This window comes from Pantoea sp. S-LA4, from assembly GCF_054482835.1.
Map to the genome: position 1 here is coordinate 3803067 of NZ_JBTLRC010000002.1, position 23308 is coordinate 3826374.

Below are 23308 nucleotides of genomic sequence, written 5' to 3' on the forward strand. Positions count from 1 at the left end.
CAGCCAGCCGGCTGCAGCCCGGAAGATGAAGGGAGCATTTAACTGAAACAAACTGGAGACTGTCATGGAAAACCTGAATATGGATCTGCTGTACATGGCTGCCGCTGTGATGATGGGCCTGGCGGCAATCGGTGCTGCGATCGGTATCGGCATCCTCGGAGGAAAATTCCTGGAAGGCGCTGCTCGTCAGCCTGACCTGATTCCTCTGCTGCGCACGCAGTTCTTTGTTGTAATGGGTCTGGTGGATGCAATCCCGATGATCGCTGTTGGTCTGGGTCTCTACGTGATGTTTGCTGTCGCCTAAAGCCCTGTGTTCACTCAGCGCACAGTGTGCAAGGGTGAACGGATTCTGCCGCTTATCGTTGATAACGGCAGAAAAGTTAAATACTCAATCTAGAGGCATTGTGCTGTGAACATTAATGCAACAATCCTCGGCCAGGCTATCGCGTTCATCCTGTTTGTCGCGTTCTGCATGAAGTACGTATGGCCGCCGCTTATGGCTGCTATCGAAAAGCGCCAGAAAGAAATTGCTGAAGGCCTTGCTTCTGCTGAACGTGCTAAGAAAGATTTGGATCTCGCGCAGGCTAATGCGACCGACCAGCTGAAAAAAGCCAAAGAAGACGCTCAGGTCATTATCGAGCAAGCGAACAAGCGTCGCGCGCAGATTCTGGACGAAGCCAAAACCGAAGCTGAAAACGAACGTACTCGCATCGTGGCACAAGCGCAGGCTGAAATTGACGCCGAACGCAAACGTGCTCGTGAAGAACTGCGTAAGCAAGTCGCGTTGCTGGCTATGGCCGGCGCCGAGAAGATCATCGAACGTTCCGTGGATGAAGCTGCTAACAGCGACATCGTTGATAAACTGGTCGCTGAACTGTAAGGAGGGAGGGGCTGATGTCTGATCTGATTACTGTAGCTCGCCCCTACGCCAAAGCAGCTTTTGACTTTGCTGTTGAGCATCAAGGTATAGAACGCTGGCAACAGATGCTGGCGTTTGCCGCAGAAGTGGCTCGCAATGAACAGATGGCTGATCTTCTCTCAGGTGCATTAGCACCCGAAGCGCTGGCAGCGTCGTTTAACGCAGTCTGTGGTGATCAACTGGATGAACCCGCGCAGAACCTGATTAAGGTGATGGCGGAAAACGGACGTTTGACAGCGCTTCCGGCAGTACTGGCCCAATTCATCGAACTGCGTGACGCTCATGAAGCCACCGCAGAAGTTGATGTTATCTCCGCCAGTACGCTGAGTGACGACCAGCTGAATAAAATCAGCGCCGCGATGGAAAAACGTCTGTCACGCAAAGTTAAGCTGAATTGCAAAATTGATAAGTCTGTGATGGCAGGCGTGATCATCCGTTCGGGTGATCTGGTTATTGATGGCAGCGTACGCGGCCGTCTTGACCGTCTGGCTGACGTCTTGCAGTCTTAAGGGGACTGGAGCATATGCAACTGAATTCCACCGAAATCAGCGAACTGATCAAGCAGCGCATTGCTCAGTTCAATGTCGTGAGTGAAGCTCACAACGAAGGTACGATTGTTTCTGTAAGTGACGGTATCATCCGCGTACACGGCCTGGCCGATGTGATGCAGGGTGAGATGATTGCCCTGCCGGGCAACCGTTACGCTATTGCCCTGAACCTCGAGCGTGACTCAGTAGGTGCAGTGGTAATGGGTCCTTACGCTGACCTCGCCGAAGGCATGAAGGTTAAGTGTACTGGCCGTATTCTGGAAGTACCGGTAGGCCGTGGCCTGCTGGGCCGTGTGGTGAACACCCTGGGTGCACCTATCGACGGTAAAGGCGCCATCGACAACGACGGTTTCTCACCGGTCGAAGTGATTGCACCGGGCGTTATCGATCGTCAGTCAGTCGACCAGCCGGTTCAGACCGGTTATAAGTCGGTCGATGCGATGATTCCAATCGGCCGTGGCCAGCGTGAGCTGATCATCGGTGACCGTCAGACCGGTAAAACCGCGATGGCGATCGATGCGATCATCAACCAGCGCGACTCAGGCATCAAGTGTGTCTACGTTGCGATTGGTCAGAAAGCCTCAACCATCTCTAACGTGGTTCGTAAGCTGGAAGAGCATGGCGCACTGCAGAACACCATCGTTGTTGTGGCGTCTGCTTCTGAATCTGCTGCACTGCAGTATCTCTCTCCGTACGCAGGTTGTGCGATGGGTGAATACTTCCGTGACCGCGGTGAAGATGCGCTGATCGTTTACGATGACCTTTCTAAGCAGGCTGTCGCGTACCGTCAGATTTCTCTGCTGCTGCGCCGTCCACCAGGTCGTGAAGCATTCCCTGGCGACGTGTTCTATCTCCACTCCCGTCTGCTGGAACGTGCATCACGCGTAAGCGCTGATTATGTAGAGCGTTTCACCAATGGCGCAGTGACAGGTAAAACCGGTTCACTGACCGCGCTGCCGATCATCGAAACCCAGGCGGGCGACGTTTCTGCGTTCGTTCCGACCAACGTAATCTCGATTACTGATGGTCAGATCTTCCTGGAATCGAACCTGTTCAACTCCGGTATTCGTCCGGCGGTTAACCCAGGTATTTCGGTATCCCGCGTAGGTGGTGCTGCACAGACCAAGATCATCAAGAAACTGTCCGGTGGTATTCGTACCGCGCTGGCACAGTATCGTGAACTGGCGGCGTTCTCGCAGTTCGCCTCTGATCTGGATGATGCAACCCGCAAACAGCTGAGCCACGGTCAGAAAGTGACCGAGCTGCTGAAGCAGAAACAGTATGCGCCGATGTCTGTTGCGCAGCAGGGTCTGGTTCTGTTCGCTGCAGAGCGTGGCTATCTGAACGACGTTGAACTGGCAAAAATTGGCAGCTTCGAAGCTGCACTGCTGGCCTTCGCCGATCGCGACCACGCTGAGCTGATGGCTGAAATCAACCAGTCGGGTAACTTTAATAACGATATCGAAGCCAAGCTGAAAGGCCTGGTCGAGACGTTTAAAGCAACCCAGTCCTGGTAATGTCTGGCGGCTTGTCTGAAAAGGCAGGCCGCAAGGCTTTGAGGAGAAGCTAATGGCCGGCGCAAAAGAGATACGAAGCAAGATTGGAAGCGTGAAAAACACGCAGAAGATCACCAAAGCGATGGAAATGGTCGCCGCCTCCAAGATGCGTAAAACGCAGGAACGCATGGCGGCCAGCCGTCCGTATGCAGAAACCATGCGCAAAGTGATTGGTCACCTTGCGTTGGGTAATCTGGAATACAAGCACCCTTACCTGGAAGAGCGCGACGTGAAGCGCGTCGGCTACCTGGTCGTTTCAACTGACCGCGGGCTTTGTGGTGGTTTGAACATTAACCTGTTCAAAAAGTTACTGGCGGATATGAAGTCCTGGTCCGATAAAGGCGTGCAGAGCGATCTGTCGATTATCGGTTCGAAAGGGGCGTCATTCTTTAATGCTGTGGGTGGCAACATTGTGGCGCAAGTCAGCGGCATGGGCGATAAACCTGCTCTGTCTGATCTGATTGGCCCGGTAAAAGTGATGTTGCAGGCTTATGATGAAGGCCGCATCGACAAGCTGATGATCGTCAATAACAAATTCAATAACACCATGTCTCAGACTCCGACCATTACCCAACTGCTGCCGTTACCGCCAGCGGAAGGTGAAGAAGAGATGAAGGCGAAGACCTGGGATTACCTGTATGAACCCGATCCGAAAGCGCTGCTGGATACCCTGCTGCGTCGTTATGTCGAATCGCAGGTTTATCAGGGTGTGGTGGAAAATCTGGCCAGTGAGCAGGCCGCACGTATGGTGGCGATGAAAGCCGCAACCGATAACGGCGGAAATCTGATCAAAGAGCTGCAGTTGGTGTACAACAAAGCTCGTCAGGCCAGCATCACCCAGGAACTTACCGAGATTGTCGGTGGAGCCTCCGCGGTTTAACCAGGTTTGGAATTAGGTAGAGGATTCAAGATGGCAACTGGAAAGATTGTCCAGATTATCGGCGCCGTTGTTGACGTCGAATTCCCTCAGGACGCGGTACCGCAAGTGTACAGTGCCCTCGAGGTTATGAATGGTGATGCGCGTCTGGTGCTGGAAGTTCAGCAGCAGCTGGGCGGCGGCGTGGTCCGTACCATTGCAATGGGTACGTCTGACGGCCTGAAGCGTGGTCTGAGCGTCAACGACCTGCAGAAACCGATTCAGGTTCCGGTCGGTAAAGCGACCCTGGGCCGTATCATGAACGTTCTCGGCGAGCCAATCGACATGAAAGGCGAGCTGAAAGAAGAAGATGGCAGCGCAGTAGAGATCGCCTCTATTCACCGCGCGGCCCCTTCTTATGAAGATCAGTCTAACTCGCAGGAACTGCTGGAAACCGGCATCAAGGTTATCGACCTGATGTGTCCGTTCGCTAAGGGCGGTAAAGTGGGTCTGTTCGGTGGTGCGGGTGTAGGTAAAACCGTCAACATGATGGAACTGATCCGTAACATCGCGGCTGAACACTCAGGTTACTCAGTGTTTGCCGGTGTGGGTGAGCGTACTCGTGAGGGTAACGACTTCTACCACGAAATGACCGACTCTAACGTTATCGATAAAGTTGCGCTGGTCTATGGCCAGATGAACGAGCCGCCGGGTAACCGTCTGCGCGTGGCACTGACCGGTCTGACCATGGCGGAAAAATTCCGTGATGAAGGCCGTGACGTTCTGCTGTTCATCGATAACATCTACCGTTACACCCTGGCCGGTACCGAAGTGTCGGCACTGCTGGGTCGTATGCCATCTGCGGTAGGTTACCAGCCAACGCTGGCCGAAGAGATGGGTGTGTTGCAGGAGCGTATTACCTCCACCAAGACCGGTTCAATCACTTCCGTACAGGCCGTTTACGTCCCTGCGGATGACCTGACTGACCCGTCACCAGCAACCACCTTTGCGCACTTAGACTCAACGGTAACGCTGAGCCGCCAGATCGCCTCTCTGGGTATCTACCCGGCCGTTGACCCGCTGGACTCTACCAGCCGTCAGCTGGATCCGCTGGTTGTCGGTCAGGAACACTATGATGTTGCGCGTGGCGTTCAGTCACTGCTGCAGCGTTATCAGGAACTGAAAGACATCATCGCCATCCTCGGTATGGACGAGCTGTCTGAAGAAGATAAACTGCTGGTGGCACGTGCGCGTAAGATTCAGCGCTTCCTGTCTCAGCCGTTCTTCGTTGCGGAAGTCTTCACCGGTTCACCGGGCAAGTACGTTACGCTGAAAGACACTATCCGTGGCTTTAAAGGCATCATGGAAGGTGAGTTTGACCACCTGCCAGAGCAGGCCTTCTACATGGTTGGTGCCATCGAAGAAGCCGTGGAAAAAGCGAAGAAACTGTAATAACGGTTTCCCGGGAGGAAGATTATGGCTATGACTTATCACCTGGATGTGGTCAGCGCAGAGAAGCAGTTGTTCTCTGGTCTGGTACAGAAAATTCAGGTGTCAGGTAGCGAAGGTGAACTGGGGATTTTCCCTGGCCATGCGCCGCTGCTGACTGCCATTAAGCCTGGAATGATCCGTATCGTGAAACAGCACGGCGAAGAGGAGTTTATTTACCTCTCTGGCGGCGTGCTGGAAGTGCAGCCGGGCAGCAGCACCGTTCTGGCCGATACCGCGATCCGCGGTACCGACCTGGACGAAGCCCGCGCCCTGGAAGCGAAACGCAAAGCAGAAGAGCACATGAACAGCAGCCACGGCGACGTGGACTATGCTCAGGCCTCTGCCGAGCTGGCGAAAGCCATTGCCAAACTGCGCGTGATCGAACTGACCAAAAAAGCGATGTAATCCAGCTTTATGCGTCACGAAATGCCAGCCCTTCGGGCTGGCATTTTTTTTGTCTTTCCGATCATCTGCGCCCTTCCGCCTAATTTCGGCCTGAGAAAAATGTAGTAATCTCATCCTCAAACCGTTTTACTTTCACCCGTAAAAATTCACTCAGGATAGTTATGTCTAACAGTGCGATGAGTGTGGTGATCCTTGCTGCCGGCAAGGGCACCCGTATGTATTCCGATCTGCCAAAAGTTCTGCATACGCTGGCAGGCAAACCGATGGTGCAGCATGTGATTGATGCCGCCAAAGGGCTGGGCGCGCAGCAGGTGCATCTGGTTTATGGTCACGGCGGCGATCGCCTGAAGGCGACCCTCACTGACAGCACGCTCAACTGGGTGCTGCAGGCCGAGCAGCTCGGCACCGGCCACGCGATGCAGCAGGCGGCGCCCTGCTTCGCGGATGACGAAGACATTATGATGCTTTACGGTGACGTGCCGCTGATTGCGGAGGCGACGTTACAGCGCCTGCGTGAGGCCAAACCGCAGGGCGGCATCGGCCTGCTCACCGTGGTACTGGATAATCCCACCGGTTATGGCCGCATCGTGCGTGAGAACGGCACCATTGTTGGCATCGTCGAGCAGAAAGATGCCACGCCAGAGCAGCTGAAAATCACCGAAATCAACACCGGCATTCTGATCGCCAACGGCGGCGATCTGAAACGCTGGCTGGCGCAGCTCACCAATAACAACGCGCAGGGTGAATATTACATCACCGATATCATCGCGCTGGCCCATCAGGAAGGCCGGGTGATTGAGGCGGTTCATCCAACGCGCATCAGTGAGACCGACGGCGTGAATAATCGTCTGCAACTGGCCACGCTGGAGCGCACTTATCAGACCGAACAGGCTGAGCGCCTGCTGCTGGCGGGCGTGATGCTGCGCGATCCGGCCCGCTTTGATTTACGCGGCACGCTGACCCACGGCCGGGATGTGGAAATCGACACCAACGTCATCATTGAAGGCCTGGTGACGCTCGGCGACCGGGTAAAAATCGGTGCCGGCTGCATCATCAAAAACAGCGTGATTGGCGACGATTGCGAAATCAGCCCCTATTCGGTGATCGAGGATGCGAATCTGGCTACCGCCTGTACTGTCGGACCTTTCGCCCGGCTGCGTCCCGGCAGCGAGCTGGCGCACGCCGCCCACGTTGGCAACTTCGTTGAGATGAAAAAAGCCCGTCTGGGCGAGGGTTCGAAAGCGGGCCACCTCTCTTATCTGGGTGACGCCGAGATCGGTGCCAACGTTAACATCGGTGCCGGCACTATCACCTGCAACTATGATGGCGCCAACAAATTCAAAACCGTGATCGGCGATAACGTGTTTGTCGGTTCCGATACGCAGCTGGTGGCCCCGGTCAGCGTGGCGGCCGGCGCTACGATTGCCGCCGGTACTACCATCATGAAAGATGTCACCGAAGCCGGTCTGGTCTATAACCGAAAAGAGCAGAACCACAAAGCAGCGTGGCAGCGTCCGCAGAAGAAAAAATAATTTTAACGGCCCGCTTCGCGCGGGCCGATGCAGTGCCAAAACTATAATCCCCACTCTCTACAAGGCTCGGGGAACCGGCAAAGCCGGATATCAGGTCGCATGACAACGAAAGTGGCGAACAGCCATGTAGTCAGGAAAACATCATTATGTGTGGAATTGTTGGTGCAGTAGCGCAACGCGATATCGCAGAAATTCTGCTGGAAGGCCTGCGTCGTCTTGAATATCGCGGATATGATTCGGCCGGTCTGGCCGTGGTCGATCGTCAGGGGCACGTTACGCGTCTGCGACGTTTAGGGAAAGTGCAGAAGCTGGCCGAGGCTGCCGAACAGCAGCCGCTGATTGGCGGAACCGGTATCGCCCATACGCGCTGGGCAACGCACGGCGAACCGTCGGAAGCCAATGCGCATCCGCACGTTTCAGAGCACATCGTTATCGTGCACAACGGCATTATTGAAAACCATGAGCCGCTGCGCGCTGAGCTGATCGCGCGTGGCTACGTTTTTGTCTCGGAAACCGACACCGAAGTGGTGGCGCACCTGGTGCACTGGGAGCAGAAACAGGGCGGTACGCTGCGTGAGGTGGTGCTGCGCGTCATTCCGCGACTGCGCGGTGCCTACGGCATGGTGATCATGGACAGCCGCGATCCGTCGCTGCTGGTGGCGGCTCGTTCCGGCAGCCCGCTGGTGATTGGCCGCGGCGTGGGTGAGAACTTTATTGCTTCCGATCAGCTGGCGCTGCTGCCGGTAACGCGGCGCTTCATCTATCTGGAAGAGGGCGATATCGCGGAAATCAGCCGTCGCGATGTGACGATTGTGGATCGCGCCGGTCAGCCGGTCACGCGCGCCGAAATCGAGTCGAATCTGCAATATGATGCCGGTGATAAAGGTATCTACCGTCATTACATGCAGAAAGAGATCTACGAGCAGCCGATTGCGCTGAAAAGCACCCTGAGCGGGCGCTTCAGTCAGGGCAAAGTTGACCTCAGCGAGCTGGGCGCAGGCGCGGAAACGCTGCTAAGCCAGGTGGAGCATATCCAGATCATCGCCTGCGGCACCTCCTACAACTCCGGCATGGTGTCACGCTACTGGTTTGAGTCGCTGGCAAACATCCCGTGCGACGTTGAGATCGCCTCTGAGTTTCGCTACCGCAAATCCGCGGTGCGGAAAAACAGCCTGCTGATCACCTTATCGCAATCGGGTGAAACCGCCGATACTCTGGCGGCGCTGCGCCTCTCCAAAGAGCTGGGCTACCTCGGCTCGCTGGCAGTGTGTAACGTGGCGGGTTCTTCGCTGGTGCGGGAATCCGATCTGGCGCTGATGACCAAAGCGGGCACCGAAATTGGGGTCGCCTCAACCAAAGCCTTTACCACCCAGCTGGCGGTATTGCTGATGCTGGTGGCGAAACTGGGTCGGCTGAAAGGCATGGCGGCGGAAAAAGAGCATGAGATTGTCCATGCGCTGCAGGCGCTGCCAGGCCGGATTGAGCAGATGCTGGCGCAGGATAAGCTGATTGAAAACCTGGCGGAAGGCTTCTCGGATAAGCATCATGCGCTGTTCCTTGGTCGTGGCGATCAATACCCGATCGCCATGGAAGGGGCGCTGAAGCTCAAGGAGATCTCCTACATTCACGCTGAAGCCTATGCGGCTGGCGAGCTGAAGCATGGCCCGCTGGCGCTGATTGACGCCGATATGCCGGTGATCGTGGTCGCGCCCAACAACGAACTGCTGGAGAAGCTGAAATCCAATATCGAAGAGGTGCGCGCGCGCGGCGGTCTGCTCTATGTGTTTGCCGATCAGGATGCGGGCTTCAGCGACAGTGACGGGATGAAGATTATCCCGCTCCCGCACGTTGAAGAGGTGATTGCGCCAATCTTCTACACCGTGCCGTTGCAGTTACTCTCCTATCACGTCGCCCTGATCAAAGGCACCGACGTCGATCAGCCGCGTAACCTGGCGAAATCGGTTACCGTGGAATAACAAAGTGGGCCCCGTCGCGGGCCCGCTTCATTTTCGCCCGCTGTCATATAACTGTCATATTTCGTACATTTCACTGTCATCAAACTGTCCTATTTTCCCTCCTGCAGCAATCACTGACTCTTACTAAAACGGCCCCGAGCCTGAATTTTCTCCCCTGGAGGGAACATGACACTGATGCGTAGCACCGTAGCCCGAATCCTCGCCGCCACCTTTGCAGTCAGCGCGGTATCTGCTTTTGCGGCCACCGATCTGACGGGCGCAGGCGGGACATTCCCGGCGCCGGTTTATGCCAAGTGGGCAGCAGAGTATCAGCAAGCCACCGGTAGCAAGATTAACTACCAGGGCATCGGTTCATCTGGCGGCGTGAAACAAATCATCGCCAAAACCGTCGATTTCGGTGCGTCCGATGCGCCAATGAAAGATGAAGATCTGCAGAAAAATGGCCTGTTCCAGTTCCCGACCGTGATCGGCGGTGTGGTACTGGCGGTTAACCTGCCGGGTATCAAATCGGGTGAACTGACGCTGGATGGCAAAACCGTCGGCGACATCTACCTCGGCACCATCAAAAAGTGGAACGATCCGGCGATCGCTAAGCTCAATCCGGGCGTGAAACTGCCAGACACCAACATCAACGTGGTACGCCGCGCCGATGGTTCCGGCACCTCGTTTGTCTTCACCAGCTACCTGGCGAAAGTGAACCCGGACTGGAACAGCAAAATTGGTAAAGGCAACACCGTAAACTGGCCGGTCGGTCTGGGCGGTAAAGGCAATGACGGCGTGGCCGCCTTTGTTCAGCGTCTGCCAGGTTCAATCGGCTATGTGGAATACGCTTACGCCAAACAGAACAACCTGACCTACACCAAACTGATGGATGCCGACGGCAAGCCGGTCGCACCAAGCGAAACCAGCTTCAGCAACGCGGCGAAAGGGGCTGACTGGAGCCAATCTTTTGCTCAGGACCTGACCTTCCAGAAAGGCGCGGATGCCTGGCCAATCTCTTCAACCACCTTTATCCTGGTTTACAAAGATCAGGCTAATGCGGCCAAAGGCAGCGAAGTGCTGAAGTTCTTTGACTGGGCTTACAAAAATGGCAGCAAAACCGCCACCGCGCTGGATTATGCCGCCCTGCCAGAGAGCGTGACCGAACAGATTCGCGCTGCCTGGAAAGCCAATATCAAAGACAGTTCTGGTAAGGCGCTTTATCAGTAATTGACCGACCCTGACCGGACTGCGGTTCGGTCAGACCCAACGGGCGGCGCACTGCCGCCCTGATAACTCCTGAAGACTGAGACTTCTATGGCTGCAACCAAGCCGGCATTCAAAGCCCCAGGCAAGCAAGGTGACAGAATATTCGGTGCGCTGGTTAAACTGGCTGCGCTGATTGTGCTGTTACTGATGGGCGGCATTATCGTCTCCCTGATCATCTCCTCGTGGCCAAGCATTCAGAAGTTTGGTTTCTCCTTTTTGTGGACCAAAACCTGGGATGCACCCAACGAACAGTTTGGTGCGCTGGTACCGATTTACGGCACCCTCGTCACCTCAATCATCGCGCTGATTATTGCGGTGCCGGTGAGTTTTGGTATCGCGCTGTTCCTGACCGAACTGGCGCCAGGCTGGCTGCGACGTCCGCTGGGCACCGCCATCGAACTGCTGGCTGCGATCCCCAGCATCGTCTACGGCATGTGGGGCCTGTTCGTGTTTGCCCCGCTGTTTGCCGAATATTTCCAGACGCCGGTCAACGACGTGATGTCAGGTATTCCGATTGTCGGTGAGCTGTTCTCCGGCCCGGCGTTCGGCATCGGTATTCTGGCAGCCGGCGTGATTCTGGCGATCATGATCATCCCCTATATCGCTTCGGTGATGCGTGATGTGTTTGAGCAGACGCCGGTGATGATGAAAGAGTCTGCCTACGGCATCGGCTGCACCACCTGGGAAGTGATCTGGCGCATCGTCCTGCCGTTCACCAAAAATGGCGTGATTGGTGGCGTGATGCTGGGTCTGGGCCGCGCACTGGGTGAAACCATGGCGGTGACCTTCATTATCGGCAACACCTACCAGCTCGACAGCCCGTCGCTGTTTATGCCGGGCAACAGCATCACCTCCGCCCTCGCCAATGAGTTCGCTGAAGCGGAGTCCGGCGTGCACGTAGCGGCACTGATGGAGCTGGGCCTGATTCTGTTTGTGATTACCTTTATCGTGCTGGCGATTTCAAAACTGATGATTATGCGGCTGGCGAAAAGTGAAGGAGCGCGATCATGACCACGATTGAAGTTCAGGCGCGCGCCGAACTGGACGCATCCCGGCGTAAGATGCAGTCCTGGCGCAGCACCAAAAACAAGATAGCGCTGACGCTGTCGCTGCTGACCATGGCCTTTGGCCTGTTCTGGCTGGTGTGGATCCTGTTTACCACCGTATCGCGCGGCCTTGATGGGCTGTCGTGGTCGCTGTTTACCGAATCAACGCCGCCACCGAATACCGCCGGCGGCGGTCTGGCCAACGCCTTAGCGGGCAGCGGACTGCTGATTTTCTGGTCCACCTTTTTCGGCACGCCGCTGGGCATCATGGCCGGTATCTATCTGGCGGAATATGGCCGCAAGTCGTTTCTGTCGGAAGTGATCCGCTTTATCAACGACATCCTGCTGTCGGCCCCGTCCATTGTGGTCGGGCTGTTCGTCTACACCATTGTGGTGTCGCAGATGCAGCACTTCTCCGGCTGGGCCGGTGTGATTGCGCTGGCGCTGCTGCAGGTTCCGATCGTGATTCGTACCACCGAGAACATGCTGCGGCTGGTGCCGGACAGTATGCGTGAAGCAGCTTACGCGCTGGGCACGCCGAAGTGGAAGATGATCTCGGCGATCACCCTGAAGGCGTCCGTTTCCGGCATTATCACCGGGGTACTGCTGGCGATTGCCCGTATCGCCGGTGAGACCGCACCGCTGCTGTTTACTGCGCTGTCGAACCAGTTCTGGAGCACCGACATGATGCAGCCGCTGGCGAACCTGCCGGTCACCATCTTTAAGTTCGCCATGAGCCCGTTCGCCGAATGGCAGAGCCTGGCCTGGGCTGGCGTACTGATTATTACCTTGTGCGTGCTGCTGCTGAACATCGTAGCGCGGGTGATTTTCGCCAAGGGTAAACACGGTTAACTTCCGGCGCTGCCCTGCGCGGCGCCGTATAAGAGAGACGAGCAATGAGTATCGCGACTGCACCAGCCGATAAAATTCAGGTCCGTAATCTGAACTTCTATTACGGCAAGTTTCACGCGTTAAAGAATATCAATCTGGATATCGCCAAAAATCAGGTGACCGCCTTTATCGGGCCATCCGGCTGTGGTAAATCGACCCTGCTGCGCACCTTCAACAAAATGTATTCGCTCTACCCGGATCAGCGGGCGGAAGGCGATATTCTGCTGGATGGCGACAACATTCTGGCGACGCAACAGGATATCGCGTTATTGCGCGCCCGGGTCGGCATGGTGTTTCAGAAGCCTACACCGTTTCCGATGTCGATTTATGACAACATCGCCTTTGGTGTCCGCCTGTTTGAAAAACTGTCCCGTGCCGATATGGACGCGCGAGTGCAGTGGGCGCTGACCAAAGCGGCGCTGTGGAATGAAACCAAAGACAAGCTGCATCAGAGCGGTTACAGTCTCTCCGGCGGTCAGCAGCAGCGTCTCTGCATCGCGCGCGGCATCGCGATTCGCCCGGAAGTGTTGTTGCTGGACGAACCCTGCTCGGCGCTCGACCCCATCTCCACCGGGCGTATTGAAGAGCTGATTACCGAGCTGAAACAGGATTACACCGTGGTGATCGTGACGCACAACATGCAGCAGGCCGCACGCTGTTCCGACCACACCGCATTTATGTATCTGGGCGAACTGATTGAATTTAGCGATACCGACACGCTGTTCACCAAGCCGGCACAGAAGCAAACTGAAGACTACATTACTGGCCGCTACGGCTGATTTGACAGGAGATCGCCATGGATAATCTGAATCTGAACAAACACATCTCCGGTCAGTTCAACGCCGAGCTGGAGCACATTCGCACCCAGGTGATGATCATGGGTGGCATGGTTGAGCAGCAGCTGACCGATGCCATCACCGCGATGCATAACCTGGACGGTGAACTGGCACAGCGGGTGATCGACGGTGACCAGAAGGTCAACATGATGGAAGTGGAGATTGATGAAGCCTGCGTACGCATCATCGCCAAACGTCAGCCAACCGCGATCGATTTGCGGCTGGTGATGGCGATCATCAAAACCATCTCTGAACTGGAACGGATTGGTGACGTGGCGGAGAAAATCAGCCGCACCGCGCTGGAGAAGTTTGGCCAGCAACATCTGCCGCTGCTGGTCAGCCTGGAGTCGCTGGGACGCCATACCGTGCAGATGCTGCACGATGTGCTGGATGCCTTTGCGCGCATGGATCTCAACGAAGCAATTACCATCTACCGCGAAGACAAGAAGGTCGATAAAGAGTACGAAGGCATTGTGCGTCAGCTGATGACCTACATGATGGAAGATCCGCGCACCATTCCCAGCGTACTGACGGCACTGTTCTGCGCCCGGGCGATTGAGCGCATCGGCGACCGCTGCCAGAACATCTGTGAAATCATCTTCTATTTCGTCAAAGGTCAGGATTTCCGCCACGTTGGCGGTGATCGGCTCGACGAACTGCTGTCAGGTGATGACGGCAGCAACAAACCGTCCTGAATGACCTCAACCGTACGCCGCGCTGGCGTACGGTTGCGCGTTTTCGATTGGTCCCTCCAGCAACACTCTTTATACTTGCGGCACTTTTCTTTCTGAGGTGCTGAATAATGTCTCCTTCTCCCCAGGGTAAACCCGGCGTCACGCCCGGTAAAGCGATGCTGGCTGCCGTCAGCGGTTATGCGATGGACGGTTTTGATCTGCTGATCCTCGGCTTTATGCTGCCCGCGATCAGCGTGTCGCTGGCGCTCGATCCCTCGCAGGCGGGATCGCTGGTCACCTGGACGCTGATTGGCGCGGTGATCGGCGGCATTGTGTTTGGTCATCTCAGCGATCGCTTTGGCCGTATCCGTATGCTGACCGTCACGATTCTGGTGTTCTCGGTGTTTACCGGCTTATGCGCGGTGGCGCAGGGCTACTGGGATCTGCTGGCCTGGCGCACGCTGGCAGGCGTCGGCCTGGGCGGCGAATTTGGTATCGGTATGGCGCTGATTGCCGAAGCCTGGCCGGCGGAGAAGCGTAACCGCGCCTCGGCGTGGGTCGGTATCGGCTGGCAACTGGGCGTGCTGCTGGCGGCATTCATTACGCCGCCGCTGCTGACCGTGATCGGCTGGCGCGGCATGTTTCTGGTGGGGCTGCTGCCTGCACTGGTCTCGTTTGTTATTCGCCGCAGCATGGGCGAACCGGAAGCCTTTCAGGCTCAGGTGAAAAACGTGCCGTCGCTCTCCTTTCCGGCCCGGCTAAAACTGCTGGTCCGCGATCGGGCTACCGCGAAAGCCAGCCTCGGCATCTTTATTCTCTGTTCGGTGCAGAACTTTGGCTACTACGGGCTGATGATCTGGATGCCAAGCTACCTCTCCTCCAGCTTTGGCTTCAGCCTGACTAAATCAGGGCTGTGGACGGCGGTGACGGTGGTGGGTATGACCTTCGGTATCTGGCTGTTTGGCGTGCTGGCTGACCGCTTTGCGCGCTGGAAAATTTTCCTGCTCTATCAGTTTGGCGCGGTGGTGATGGTGGTGGTTTATGCTCAGTTGCGCGACCCGAACATCATGCTGTTCACCGGCGCGATCATGGGGATGTTCGTCAATGGCATGATTGGCGGCTACGGCGCCCTGATCTCCGATACCTTTCCGCCGCAGGTGCGGGCCACGGCACAAAACGTTCTGTTTAACCTTGGACGTGGCGTCGGTGGCTTTGGCCCGGTGGTGATAGGCCTGCTGGCGAGCCAGTTCTCGTTTGCCGCGGCGATTACGCTGCTGGCGCTGATTTACCTGCTGGATATCGCGGCGACGTTATTCCTGCTGCCGAAAAAGCAGAGTCAGGAAGATGCGCTGGGCGCAATTGGCTGATTGTATCCGCCTGAATGGCTGGGATGACGACGTTGCCGTCTCATCCCAGCCACTGCCCGCCAGAAAGCCGGCAACCTGAATCCTGTCGACGTTTATTCATTTTCAGCAGCGAGCAATAACATGGCTGTTGCAGGCACTATCCTTTGCGTGCAGAGATGCAGTGAAAAAGGATTTATTATTACGCCGCTAACGTTTGTTCAATGTGACGTTATTTAGGGTGTCAGGCGAGGGAAAGGTCTGATGACGGTGCAAGGGATTAATAAAGAAGTGGGGATTTAGAAAGACATTAACCGGAGCGGACAAATAGCAAATCAGGTTGTTATAGTCAGCCTATAACAACCTTATTAATTAATTTTTCAGCTCACACGGCAGTTAAAATAAATTATGCGCTTTTGCTGAATGAAGATAAAAAGTTATACAGGCTGGTCATATGACCTGATGCGATGTTCAGGCCAAATTGCTTATGGGTCAGACCAATGGTTTCGCCCTTGCTGGTGGAGCTTTCCAGTGCTGAGGTGGTCTCCGTCAGCGCGGTGTTGACGTTGCTGAGGGCGTTGTTCAGGCCAGCCAGAAACTGTTGCAGACCGGCACCGCTGACTGACTGGATTTCATTGTTGTTTAATTCTTTCATTGTTATGTCCTTATTTACGTGAGCCCCTGAATTGGGGTGGCTTATTTATAGCGTAATAAGAAAATAAGTAAATAAGAAACAAAATATCATTCAGTTTATTAGCATTAATCGCTAATTCGTGGTGCGATGGCATAGTAAAATATCCATTTTATTCTCTATCAGGCTGCACAGACATTCAGAAGTAAGTCAATTTATTTTTATTAAAGGTAGTTGTCTTTATTAAAGCGAAATACTCAGTCGAGCAAGGTTGATTAAATAAGTTTATTAAGAATGATGAAGCGTTAAATCTATTTATCTGATTTCCTGGAAAATAAGATAACCAAAGCGAAATATCCGCCCGGCGTTGCTGTTTTACACCCGCCTTCAAACAGGACGCCTCGCCAGGGTAAAGCCGGTTTCTGGCGAGAACGTCCATGCCTGTTTAGTTCATCAGCGGCAGTAACTGCTGATAGAGCGTGGCAAACGTCTGCCGCAGCGGCTGATAGTGCGCAGTACGCGCGGCGTCTGGCTGGTGGCGCTGCACCAGGTGAAGCGCGGGCGCGACCGCCTGTGGGTCCAGCGCCAGCTGGGCCAGCCTGGCCGCACCGAGCGCCGGACCGACTTCCCCACCGTGACAGTAATCGAGCGTCTGGCCGCTGATATCCGCCAGCATCTGACGCCACATTGCACTGCGCGCGCCGCCACCGATCAGCATAATGCTTTTCGGCTGTACGCCGCAGTCGTGCAGCACGTCGATGCCCTGCGCCAGCGCGAAACCGACACCTTCCAGCACCGCCCGCGCCAGTTCCGACCGACCATGCTGGTGGGTAAAGCCAAAGAAAGCGCCTCGGGCGTTGGGGTTGTTATGCGGCGTGCGCTCACCCGAGAGATAGGGCAAAAACCACAGTGGCGGCACATCCTCTCTCGCCCGTGCCGCCTCATCCAGCAGCGTGGGCACATCATTGCAGCCGGTCAGCGCAGCCGCCCAGTCGAGGCAGGAGGCCGCGCTGAGCATCACTGACATCAGATGCCAGCGCTGCGGTAAGGCATGACAGAAACTGTGAACCGCCCGCTCTGGATTACTCAGATAGCCTTCACTCACCACAAAGTAGACGCCAGAGGTGCCCAGCGACAGCATGCCCTGACCCGGCTCGGTCATGCCGACGCCAACCGCGCCCGCCGCGTTGTCGCCACCGCCCGCCGCCAGCGGCACCGGATTCATCTTCCAGCGCGCCGCCAGGTCAGCATCCAGCGTGCCGGTCAACGCACTACCTTCATAGAGTTGCGGCATCTGCGCACGGCTGAGGTCACAGGCTCGCAGCATCTCATCACTCCAGTCACGCTGCGCCACATCCAGCCACAGCGTGCCGGCCGCGTCTGACAGATCGGTGGCGAAGTCGCCGCTCATCCGCCAGCGCAGGTAATCTTTCGGCAACAGCACCTGGGCAATCTGGCTAAAGATGGCCGGTTCATGCTGCTGCACCCACAGCAGCTTGGGCGCCGTAAAACCGGGCATCATCAGGTTGCCGGTGATCGCCCGGGCGTCCGGCACCTTCCGCTCCAGCTCACGACACTGCGCCTCGCTGCGCCCATCGTTCCACAGTATTGCCGGACGCAGAACGCGACCGGCGCTGTCCAGCAGGGTTGCGCCATGCATCTGGCCACTCAGCCCGATCGCCTCGACGGCGTGCAGATCGTGCTGCCCGCTGAGCGCCTGCATGGCGTGATCCAGCGCCTGCCACCAGCTTTCGGGATCCTGCTCGCTCCACAGCGGCTGTGGACGTGAAACCTGCAGCGGCGCTGTTTCTGTCGCCATCACCTGACCGGCAGCATCCACCAGCACCACTTTGACGCCGGAGGTGCCTAAATCGATCCCGATAAACATGCTCTGCTCCTGAATTTTTAGAAATCAAACAGATAGTGATTCACCAGGTTTTCCAGCTGCTCCTGGCGTCCGCTCTGATGCTGTGGATTGAGCTGCTGTTGCTGAGCATGCGCCGCCAGCGAGGCGAGGGAAAACTCACCTTTTAAAATTTGCTGGCCGAACTCACCATTCCAGCCGCTGTATCGCTGCGCCACGCGCTTATCCAGCTCGCCATCGCCGATCATCCGGGCCGCGACCTTCAGCGCCAGCGCCATGGTATCCATCGCGCCGATATGACCGTAGAACAGATCGTATTTGTCGGTGCTCTGACGCCGCACTTTGGCATCAAAGTTTAAGCCGCCGGTGGTGAAACCGCCCGCCTTGAGGATCTCATACATCACCAGCGCATTCTCCTCCACGCTGACCGGGAACTGATCGGTATCCCAGCCACACTGCGCGTCACCGCGGTTGGCATCGACCGAGCCGAAAATGCCCAGCGCAATGGCGGTCGCAATTTCGTGATGGAAAGAGTGACCCGCCAGCGTGGCATGGTTCGCCTCGACGTTGACCTTGATCTCTTTCTCCAGCCCGAACTGTTTGAGGAAGCCATACACGGTAGCCACGTCGTAGTCGTACTGATGTTTAGTCGGCTCCTGTGGCTTAGGTTCAATCAGCAGTGAGCCCTGGAAGCCAATCTTGTGTTTGTGCTCAACCACCATCTGCATAAAACGGCCAATCTGCTCACGCTCCTGACGCAGATCGGTATTCAGCAGGGTTTCATACCCTTCGCGACCGCCCCACAGCACATAGTTTTCACCGCCGAGGGTTTGGGTAGCCTGCATCGCGCTGCACACCTGAGTTGCGGCCCAGGCGAAAACGTCCGGATCGGGATTGGTGGCGGCCCCGGCACCGTAGCGCGGATGGGTAAAGCAGTTCGCCGTGCCCCACAGCAGCTTCACGCCGGTCTCCTGCTGCTTCTCCAGCAGCTTATCGGTCATCACGGCAAAGTTATCCTGATAGCTGCGCAGCGAATCGCCTTCCGGCGAGACATCAACGTCATGGAAGCAGTAATAAGGCACGTTCAGCTTGTGAAAGAACTCAAAGGCGACGTCCGCTTTTTGCTTCGCCAGCTGCAGCGCATCCCCGTTCTTTTGCCATGGACGATCAAACGCGCCGACGCCAAACATATCCGCACCGTTCCAGCAGAAGGTGTGCCAGTAACAGGCCGCAAAGCGCAGATGTTCGGCCATGGTCTTACCGAGGATCACCTCGTCAGGATTGTAATGACGAAAGGCGAGAGGCTGAGTGGATTTGGTGCCTTCATAACGGACGCGATCGATCTGATCGAAATAAGCGTGCATGGTTTGCTCCTTAGCATCAGGACCCGGATGGTCTATTGAAGCGATATTTGATAATGGCTGTCGGCGCGTCTCAATTACGATATTTCACACTGACGGTCAGATAATTATTATTTGTGGGCTGGCTCGCAAAATAACCCGCTTTTTCACGCCGCCGGGCCAGCGATATTGGTTACTCCGAAAAAGATGAAATATCGATCGCGCTCATAAAAAAAGAAATAAACCAAAAAACGTAATAGCCGGATAAAAATCAGTAATTGATGTGGCGGGAAAATCAGGGCAACAATTCATCCGCCTGGTTCATGGGCCAACGACAATAGCCTCAACCTACAGGATGAACACAATGAAGATAAAACATGCGCTGTTAGCCGCCTGCGCTGCGCTGGCTCTGTTCAGCCAGACCAGCGTGGCCAAAGAAGTGAAGATCGGCATGGCAATTGATGATTTACGTCTGGAACGCTGGCAAAAAGACCGCGATATTTTCGTCAAACAGGCGGAGTCGCTGGGCGCGCAGGTGTTCGTTCAGTCGGCAAACGGCAATGAAGAGACGCAGATGTCGCAGATTGAAAATATGATTAACCGCGGCGTCGATGTGCTGGTGATTATTCCCTACAACGGCCAGGTACTGAGTAATGTCGTGGCAGAAGCCAAACGGGAAGGGATTAAAGTTCTGGCATACGACCGCATGATAAATAACGCCGACATCGATTTTTATCTCTCTTTTGATAATGAAAAAGTGGGTGAAATGCAGGCCGAAAGCATTGTGAAACAGGTGCCTAAGGGTAACTACTTTTTAATGGGCGGTTCACCGGTCGATAATAACGCCCGCCTGTTCCGCGCCGGCCAGATGAAAGTTTTAAAACCTTTTATTGATAACGGCAGCATTAAAATTGTCGGCGATCAGTGGGTCGATGCCTGGCTGCCGGAAAACGCACTGAAAATTATGGAAAATGCGCTGACCGCCAACGGTAACCATATCGATGCGGTGGTGGCTTCGAATGATGCCACAGCAGGCGGTGCGATTCAGGCGCTGAGCGCGCAGGGGCTGGCGGGCAAAGTCGCCATTTCCGGTCAGGATGCCGATCTGGCCGCCATCAAACGGATTAAAGCCGGTACCCAGACCATGACGGTCTATAAGCCGATCACTGAACTCGCCACCGAGGCGGCAAAAATTGCGGTCGAACTGGGCAATGGCAAAACGCCGTCCAGCAACAGCAAGCTGAACAACGGACTTAAAGAGGTGCCGTCGCGGCTGCTGACGCCAATTCAGGTCAACAAAGACAATATCGAAAGCACCGTGGTGAAAGACGGTTTCCACAAACAGAGCGAACTCTGACCGCGCCTGGCGTGAGGGAGAACAGTCGATGCTGCTGGAAATGAACAACATCACTAAGCGCTTCGGCGCGGTGAAAGCGCTGAACGATGTCAGCCTGCGGCTGGATGCGGGTGAAGTGATGTCACTGTGTGGCGAAAATGGCTCGGGTAAATCGACCCTGATGAAAATCCTGTGCGGACTCTACCCGCACGGCGATTTTGACGGCCAGATTCACTTCTCCGGTGACGAAATTCAGGCGCAGACCATTCGGGATACCGAACGCAAAGGCATTGTGATCATTCATCAGGAGCTGGCGCTGGTGCGGCAGCTGACGGTGATGGAGAACATTTTCCTCGGTGCCGAGCTGGGCCGCTTCGGCCTGGTGGACGATGAAACCATGACGCTACGCTGCCAGCAGCTGCTGGCGCGGGTCGGGCTGAACGTCTCGCCCGCCGCTCGGGTAGGGGATTTGGGCCTGGGGCAGCAGCAGCTGGTGGAGATCGCCCGTGCGCTGAACAAACAGGTGCGGTTACTGATTCTGGATGAACCGACCTCTTCACTGACTGAACAGGAAACGGAGGTGCTGCTCGGCATCATCCGTAACCTGCGTGAACACGGCATCGCCTGCATCTACATCTCCCACAAGCTGAACGAAGTCAAAGCGATCTCCGACACCATCTGCGTGATTCGTGACGGCCAGCATATCGCTACCCGTCCGGCGGCGGGCCTGAGCGAAGATGACATCATCACCATGATGGTGGGACGTGAACTGACCGCGCTCTATCCTCATGCGCCGCATCAGATTGGCGACACGGTATTGAAGGTGGAGAACCTGACGGCCTGGCATCCGGTTAACCGCCATATCCGCCGCGTCAGCAACGTCTCGTTCAGCCTGAAGCGCGGCGAAATTCTCGGTATCGCCGGGCTGGTCGGTGCGGGCCGGACCGAAACCGTGCAGTGTCTGTTTGGCGTCTGGCCGGGACGCTGGCAGGGCGATATCTGGATTAATGGCAAACAGGTCAACATCACCGATTGCCGTGCCGCCATCGCGCACGGCATCGCCATGGTGCCCGAAGATCGTAAAAAGGATGGCATCGTGCCGCTGATGGCGGTGGGGAAAAATATTACCCTCGCGGCGCTGGACCAGTTCAGCCATCGGCTCTCCACGCTGGATGAAGCGCAGGAGCAGCAGGCGATCAACGCGGCGATCACCCGCTTACGGGTGAAGACCTCCTCATCCGAATTGCCGATTGGCCGGCTCAGTGGCGGTAATCAGCAGAAGGCGATTCTGGCGAAATGCCTGCTGCTGAATCCGCAAATCCTGATTCTGGATGAACCGACGCGCGGCATTGATGTGGGCGCGCGTCAGGAGATCTACCTGCTGATTAATGCGCTGGTGCAGCAGGGCATTGCGGTGATTGTGATTTCGTCCGAGCTGCCTGAAGTGCTGGGCCTGAGCGATCGGGTGCTGGTGATGCATGAAGGGGAAATCAAAGCTGATTTGATCAACGATAACCTGACTCAGGAGCAGGTGATGGAAGCCGCCCTGCGGAGTGAACATTATGCTTAAAAGTGAAAGTACCCAAAGCAGCCTGTCCGGCACGCCGGGTAAGCCGTCGCCCGGCAAATTCTCCCTGCCCAACCTACAGGTGCTGGTGATGCTGGGGGCGATTGTGCTGCTGGCGCTGTTCTTCACCTGGACTACCGACGGTGCCTGGCTCAGCCCGCGTAACGTTTCTAACCTGCTGCGCCAGACCGCCATTACCGGCATCCTGGCGGTGGGAATGGTATTTGTGATTATCTCAGCGGAGATCGATCTGTCGGTCGGCTCTATGATGGGGCTGCTGGGCGGTGCTGCGGCAATTTTTGACGTCTGGCTGGGCTGGCCGCTGCCGCTGACCATTGTGGTGACGCTGGTCATGGGGCTGTTGCTCGGCACCTGGAACGGCTGGTGGGTCGCCTACCGCAAAGTGCCGTCATTTATCGTCACGCTGGCCGGCATGCTGGCTTTTCGCGGCATCCTGGTCGGCATTACCGACGGCACCACGGTAGCGCCCATCACGCCGGGCATGTCGCAGATTGGGCAGAGTTATCTGCCGGGCGGCGTCGGGTTTGGGTTTGGTTTTGCCGGACTGGCGCTGTTTATGCTGTGGCAATGGCGTTTGCGTCTGCGCCGTCAGCAACTCGGGCTGACACAGAGCGCCGCCAGCGGCACCGTCGCGCGTCAGGCGATCACCGCCATTCTGGTGCTGGGTGCGATCTGGCTGCTGAACGATTACCGCGGCGTACCGACTCCGGTGTTACTGCTTGCTTTGCTGCTGCTGGCCGGGATGTTTATGGCGACGCGTACCGCGTTTGGCCGTCGCATTTATGCTATTGGTGGCAATATTGATGCGGCGCGGCTGTCAGGGATTAACGTGGCGCGCACCAAACTGGCGGTGTTTGCGATTAACGGCGTGATGGTGGCGATTGCCGGGCTGATCCTTAGTTCGCGACTGGGTGCCGGTTCGCCTTCGGCGGGCAACATTGCCGAGCTCGACGCCATCGCCGCCTGTGTGATTGGCGGCACCAGCCTGGCTGGCGGCGTTGGCTCAGTGGCGGGCGCGGTGATGGGCGCCTTTATCATGGCCTCGCTGGATAACGGCATGAGTATGATGGATGTGCCGACCTTCTGGCAGTACATCGTCAAGGGCGCCATTCTGCTGCTGGCGGTGTGGATGGATACCGCCACGCGGCGTCGGGTGTAATCGCGCGGACGATCACATTGTGGCGCAAACCCTTTTTATGCCCGCTGTCAGCCGTGCTATGCAATGCGC

At 56.3% G+C, this 23308-nt stretch carries 21 protein-coding genes; 18 read left to right on the forward strand and 3 right to left on the reverse strand.

Going from position 1 to position 23308, the window contains the following annotated elements:
- Positions 1–64: 64 nt before the first annotated feature.
- From atpE to ACX3P5_RS18820, 15 genes are all read left to right on the forward strand, one after another.
- Positions 65–304, forward strand: coding sequence for a F0F1 ATP synthase subunit C (gene atpE / locus ACX3P5_RS18750; RefSeq protein WP_003849523.1), 240 nt, complete (start codon positions 65–67; stop codon positions 302–304).
- Between the two features lie 105 nt (positions 305–409).
- Positions 410–880, forward strand: a complete 471-nt coding sequence (gene atpF / locus ACX3P5_RS18755; RefSeq protein ID WP_233985792.1) for a F0F1 ATP synthase subunit B — start codon at positions 410–412, stop codon at positions 878–880.
- A 14-nt stretch (positions 881–894) separates the two neighbouring features.
- Complete coding sequence (gene atpH, locus ACX3P5_RS18760) at positions 895–1428, forward strand: F0F1 ATP synthase subunit delta (RefSeq protein WP_233985791.1); 534 nt, start codon at positions 895–897, stop codon at positions 1426–1428.
- A gap of 14 nt (positions 1429–1442) precedes the next feature.
- A complete protein-coding gene (atpA, locus tag ACX3P5_RS18765) occupies positions 1443–2984 on the forward strand; it encodes a F0F1 ATP synthase subunit alpha (RefSeq protein ID WP_010258868.1) in 1542 nt (513 codons plus the stop codon).
- A gap of 52 nt (positions 2985–3036) precedes the next feature.
- Positions 3037–3903, forward strand: coding sequence for a F0F1 ATP synthase subunit gamma (gene atpG / locus ACX3P5_RS18770; RefSeq protein WP_031590993.1), 867 nt, complete (start codon positions 3037–3039; stop codon positions 3901–3903).
- A gap of 30 nt (positions 3904–3933) precedes the next feature.
- The gene (gene atpD, locus ACX3P5_RS18775; RefSeq protein ID WP_010258870.1) at positions 3934–5331 is read left to right on the forward strand and encodes a F0F1 ATP synthase subunit beta; all 1398 of its coding nucleotides are present in this window, start codon (positions 3934–3936) and stop codon (positions 5329–5331) included.
- Positions 5332–5355: 24 nt separating this feature from the next.
- Entirely contained in the window at positions 5356–5775 is a 420-nt protein-coding gene (locus ACX3P5_RS18780; RefSeq protein WP_233985790.1) for a F0F1 ATP synthase subunit epsilon, read from the forward strand.
- A 161-nt stretch (positions 5776–5936) separates the two neighbouring features.
- The gene (glmU, locus tag ACX3P5_RS18785) at positions 5937–7307 is read left to right on the forward strand and encodes a bifunctional UDP-N-acetylglucosamine diphosphorylase/glucosamine-1-phosphate N-acetyltransferase GlmU (RefSeq protein ID WP_233985789.1); all 1371 of its coding nucleotides are present in this window, start codon (positions 5937–5939) and stop codon (positions 7305–7307) included.
- Positions 7308–7453: 146 nt separating this feature from the next.
- Positions 7454–9283: a glutamine--fructose-6-phosphate transaminase (isomerizing) gene (glmS, locus tag ACX3P5_RS18790; protein ID WP_458969095.1), complete on the forward strand. Its 1830-nt coding sequence runs from the start codon at positions 7454–7456 to the stop codon at positions 9281–9283.
- Positions 9284–9448: 165 nt separating this feature from the next.
- Complete coding sequence (pstS, locus tag ACX3P5_RS18795) at positions 9449–10492, forward strand: phosphate ABC transporter substrate-binding protein PstS (RefSeq protein WP_233985784.1); 1044 nt, start codon at positions 9449–9451, stop codon at positions 10490–10492.
- A gap of 87 nt (positions 10493–10579) precedes the next feature.
- Positions 10580–11542, forward strand: a complete 963-nt coding sequence (pstC, locus tag ACX3P5_RS18800) for a phosphate ABC transporter permease PstC (protein ID WP_031376162.1) — start codon at positions 10580–10582, stop codon at positions 11540–11542.
- The gene (gene pstA, locus ACX3P5_RS18805) at positions 11539–12429 is read left to right on the forward strand and encodes a phosphate ABC transporter permease PstA (RefSeq protein WP_031376161.1); all 891 of its coding nucleotides are present in this window, start codon (positions 11539–11541) and stop codon (positions 12427–12429) included. Before pstC ends, pstA begins: the two co-directional genes overlap by 4 nt.
- Positions 12430–12473: 44 nt before the next feature.
- Complete coding sequence (pstB, locus tag ACX3P5_RS18810; RefSeq protein ID WP_233985783.1) at positions 12474–13247, forward strand: phosphate ABC transporter ATP-binding protein PstB; 774 nt, start codon at positions 12474–12476, stop codon at positions 13245–13247.
- Between the two features lie 17 nt (positions 13248–13264).
- A complete protein-coding gene (phoU, locus tag ACX3P5_RS18815) occupies positions 13265–13999 on the forward strand; it encodes a phosphate signaling complex protein PhoU (protein WP_003849553.1) in 735 nt (244 codons plus the stop codon).
- Positions 14000–14106: 107 nt separating this feature from the next.
- A complete protein-coding gene (locus tag ACX3P5_RS18820; protein ID WP_233985782.1) occupies positions 14107–15345 on the forward strand; it encodes an MFS transporter in 1239 nt (412 codons plus the stop codon).
- Between the two features lie 382 nt (positions 15346–15727).
- Here ACX3P5_RS18820 and ACX3P5_RS18825 read toward each other — a convergent pair whose 3' ends face one another.
- The 3 genes from ACX3P5_RS18825 to xylA form a co-directional block, all read right to left on the reverse strand.
- Positions 15728–15976, reverse strand: coding sequence for a hypothetical protein (locus tag ACX3P5_RS18825; protein WP_458969096.1), 249 nt, complete (start codon positions 15974–15976; stop codon positions 15728–15730).
- Between the two features lie 421 nt (positions 15977–16397).
- Entirely contained in the window at positions 16398–17840 is a 1443-nt protein-coding gene (xylB, locus tag ACX3P5_RS18830; protein WP_458969097.1) for a xylulokinase, read from the reverse strand.
- Between the two features lie 17 nt (positions 17841–17857).
- Entirely contained in the window at positions 17858–19180 is a 1323-nt protein-coding gene (gene xylA / locus ACX3P5_RS18835) for a xylose isomerase (protein ID WP_233985779.1), read from the reverse strand.
- A gap of 340 nt (positions 19181–19520) precedes the next feature.
- On the opposite strand from xylA, the gene xylF reads away from it, so the two are divergent.
- The 3 genes from xylF to xylH are packed head-to-tail and all read left to right on the forward strand — an operon-like array spanning position 19521 to position 23239.
- Complete coding sequence (gene xylF, locus ACX3P5_RS18840; protein WP_233985778.1) at positions 19521–20513, forward strand: D-xylose ABC transporter substrate-binding protein; 993 nt, start codon at positions 19521–19523, stop codon at positions 20511–20513.
- Between the two features lie 28 nt (positions 20514–20541).
- Positions 20542–22062, forward strand: a complete 1521-nt coding sequence (locus ACX3P5_RS18845) for a xylose ABC transporter ATP-binding protein (protein WP_458969098.1) — start codon at positions 20542–20544, stop codon at positions 22060–22062.
- Complete coding sequence (xylH, locus tag ACX3P5_RS18850; protein WP_233985776.1) at positions 22055–23239, forward strand: xylose ABC transporter permease XylH; 1185 nt, start codon at positions 22055–22057, stop codon at positions 23237–23239. The genes ACX3P5_RS18845 and xylH overlap by 8 nt, the downstream gene beginning before the upstream one ends.
- The last annotated feature ends 69 nt before the right edge of the window (positions 23240–23308 follow it).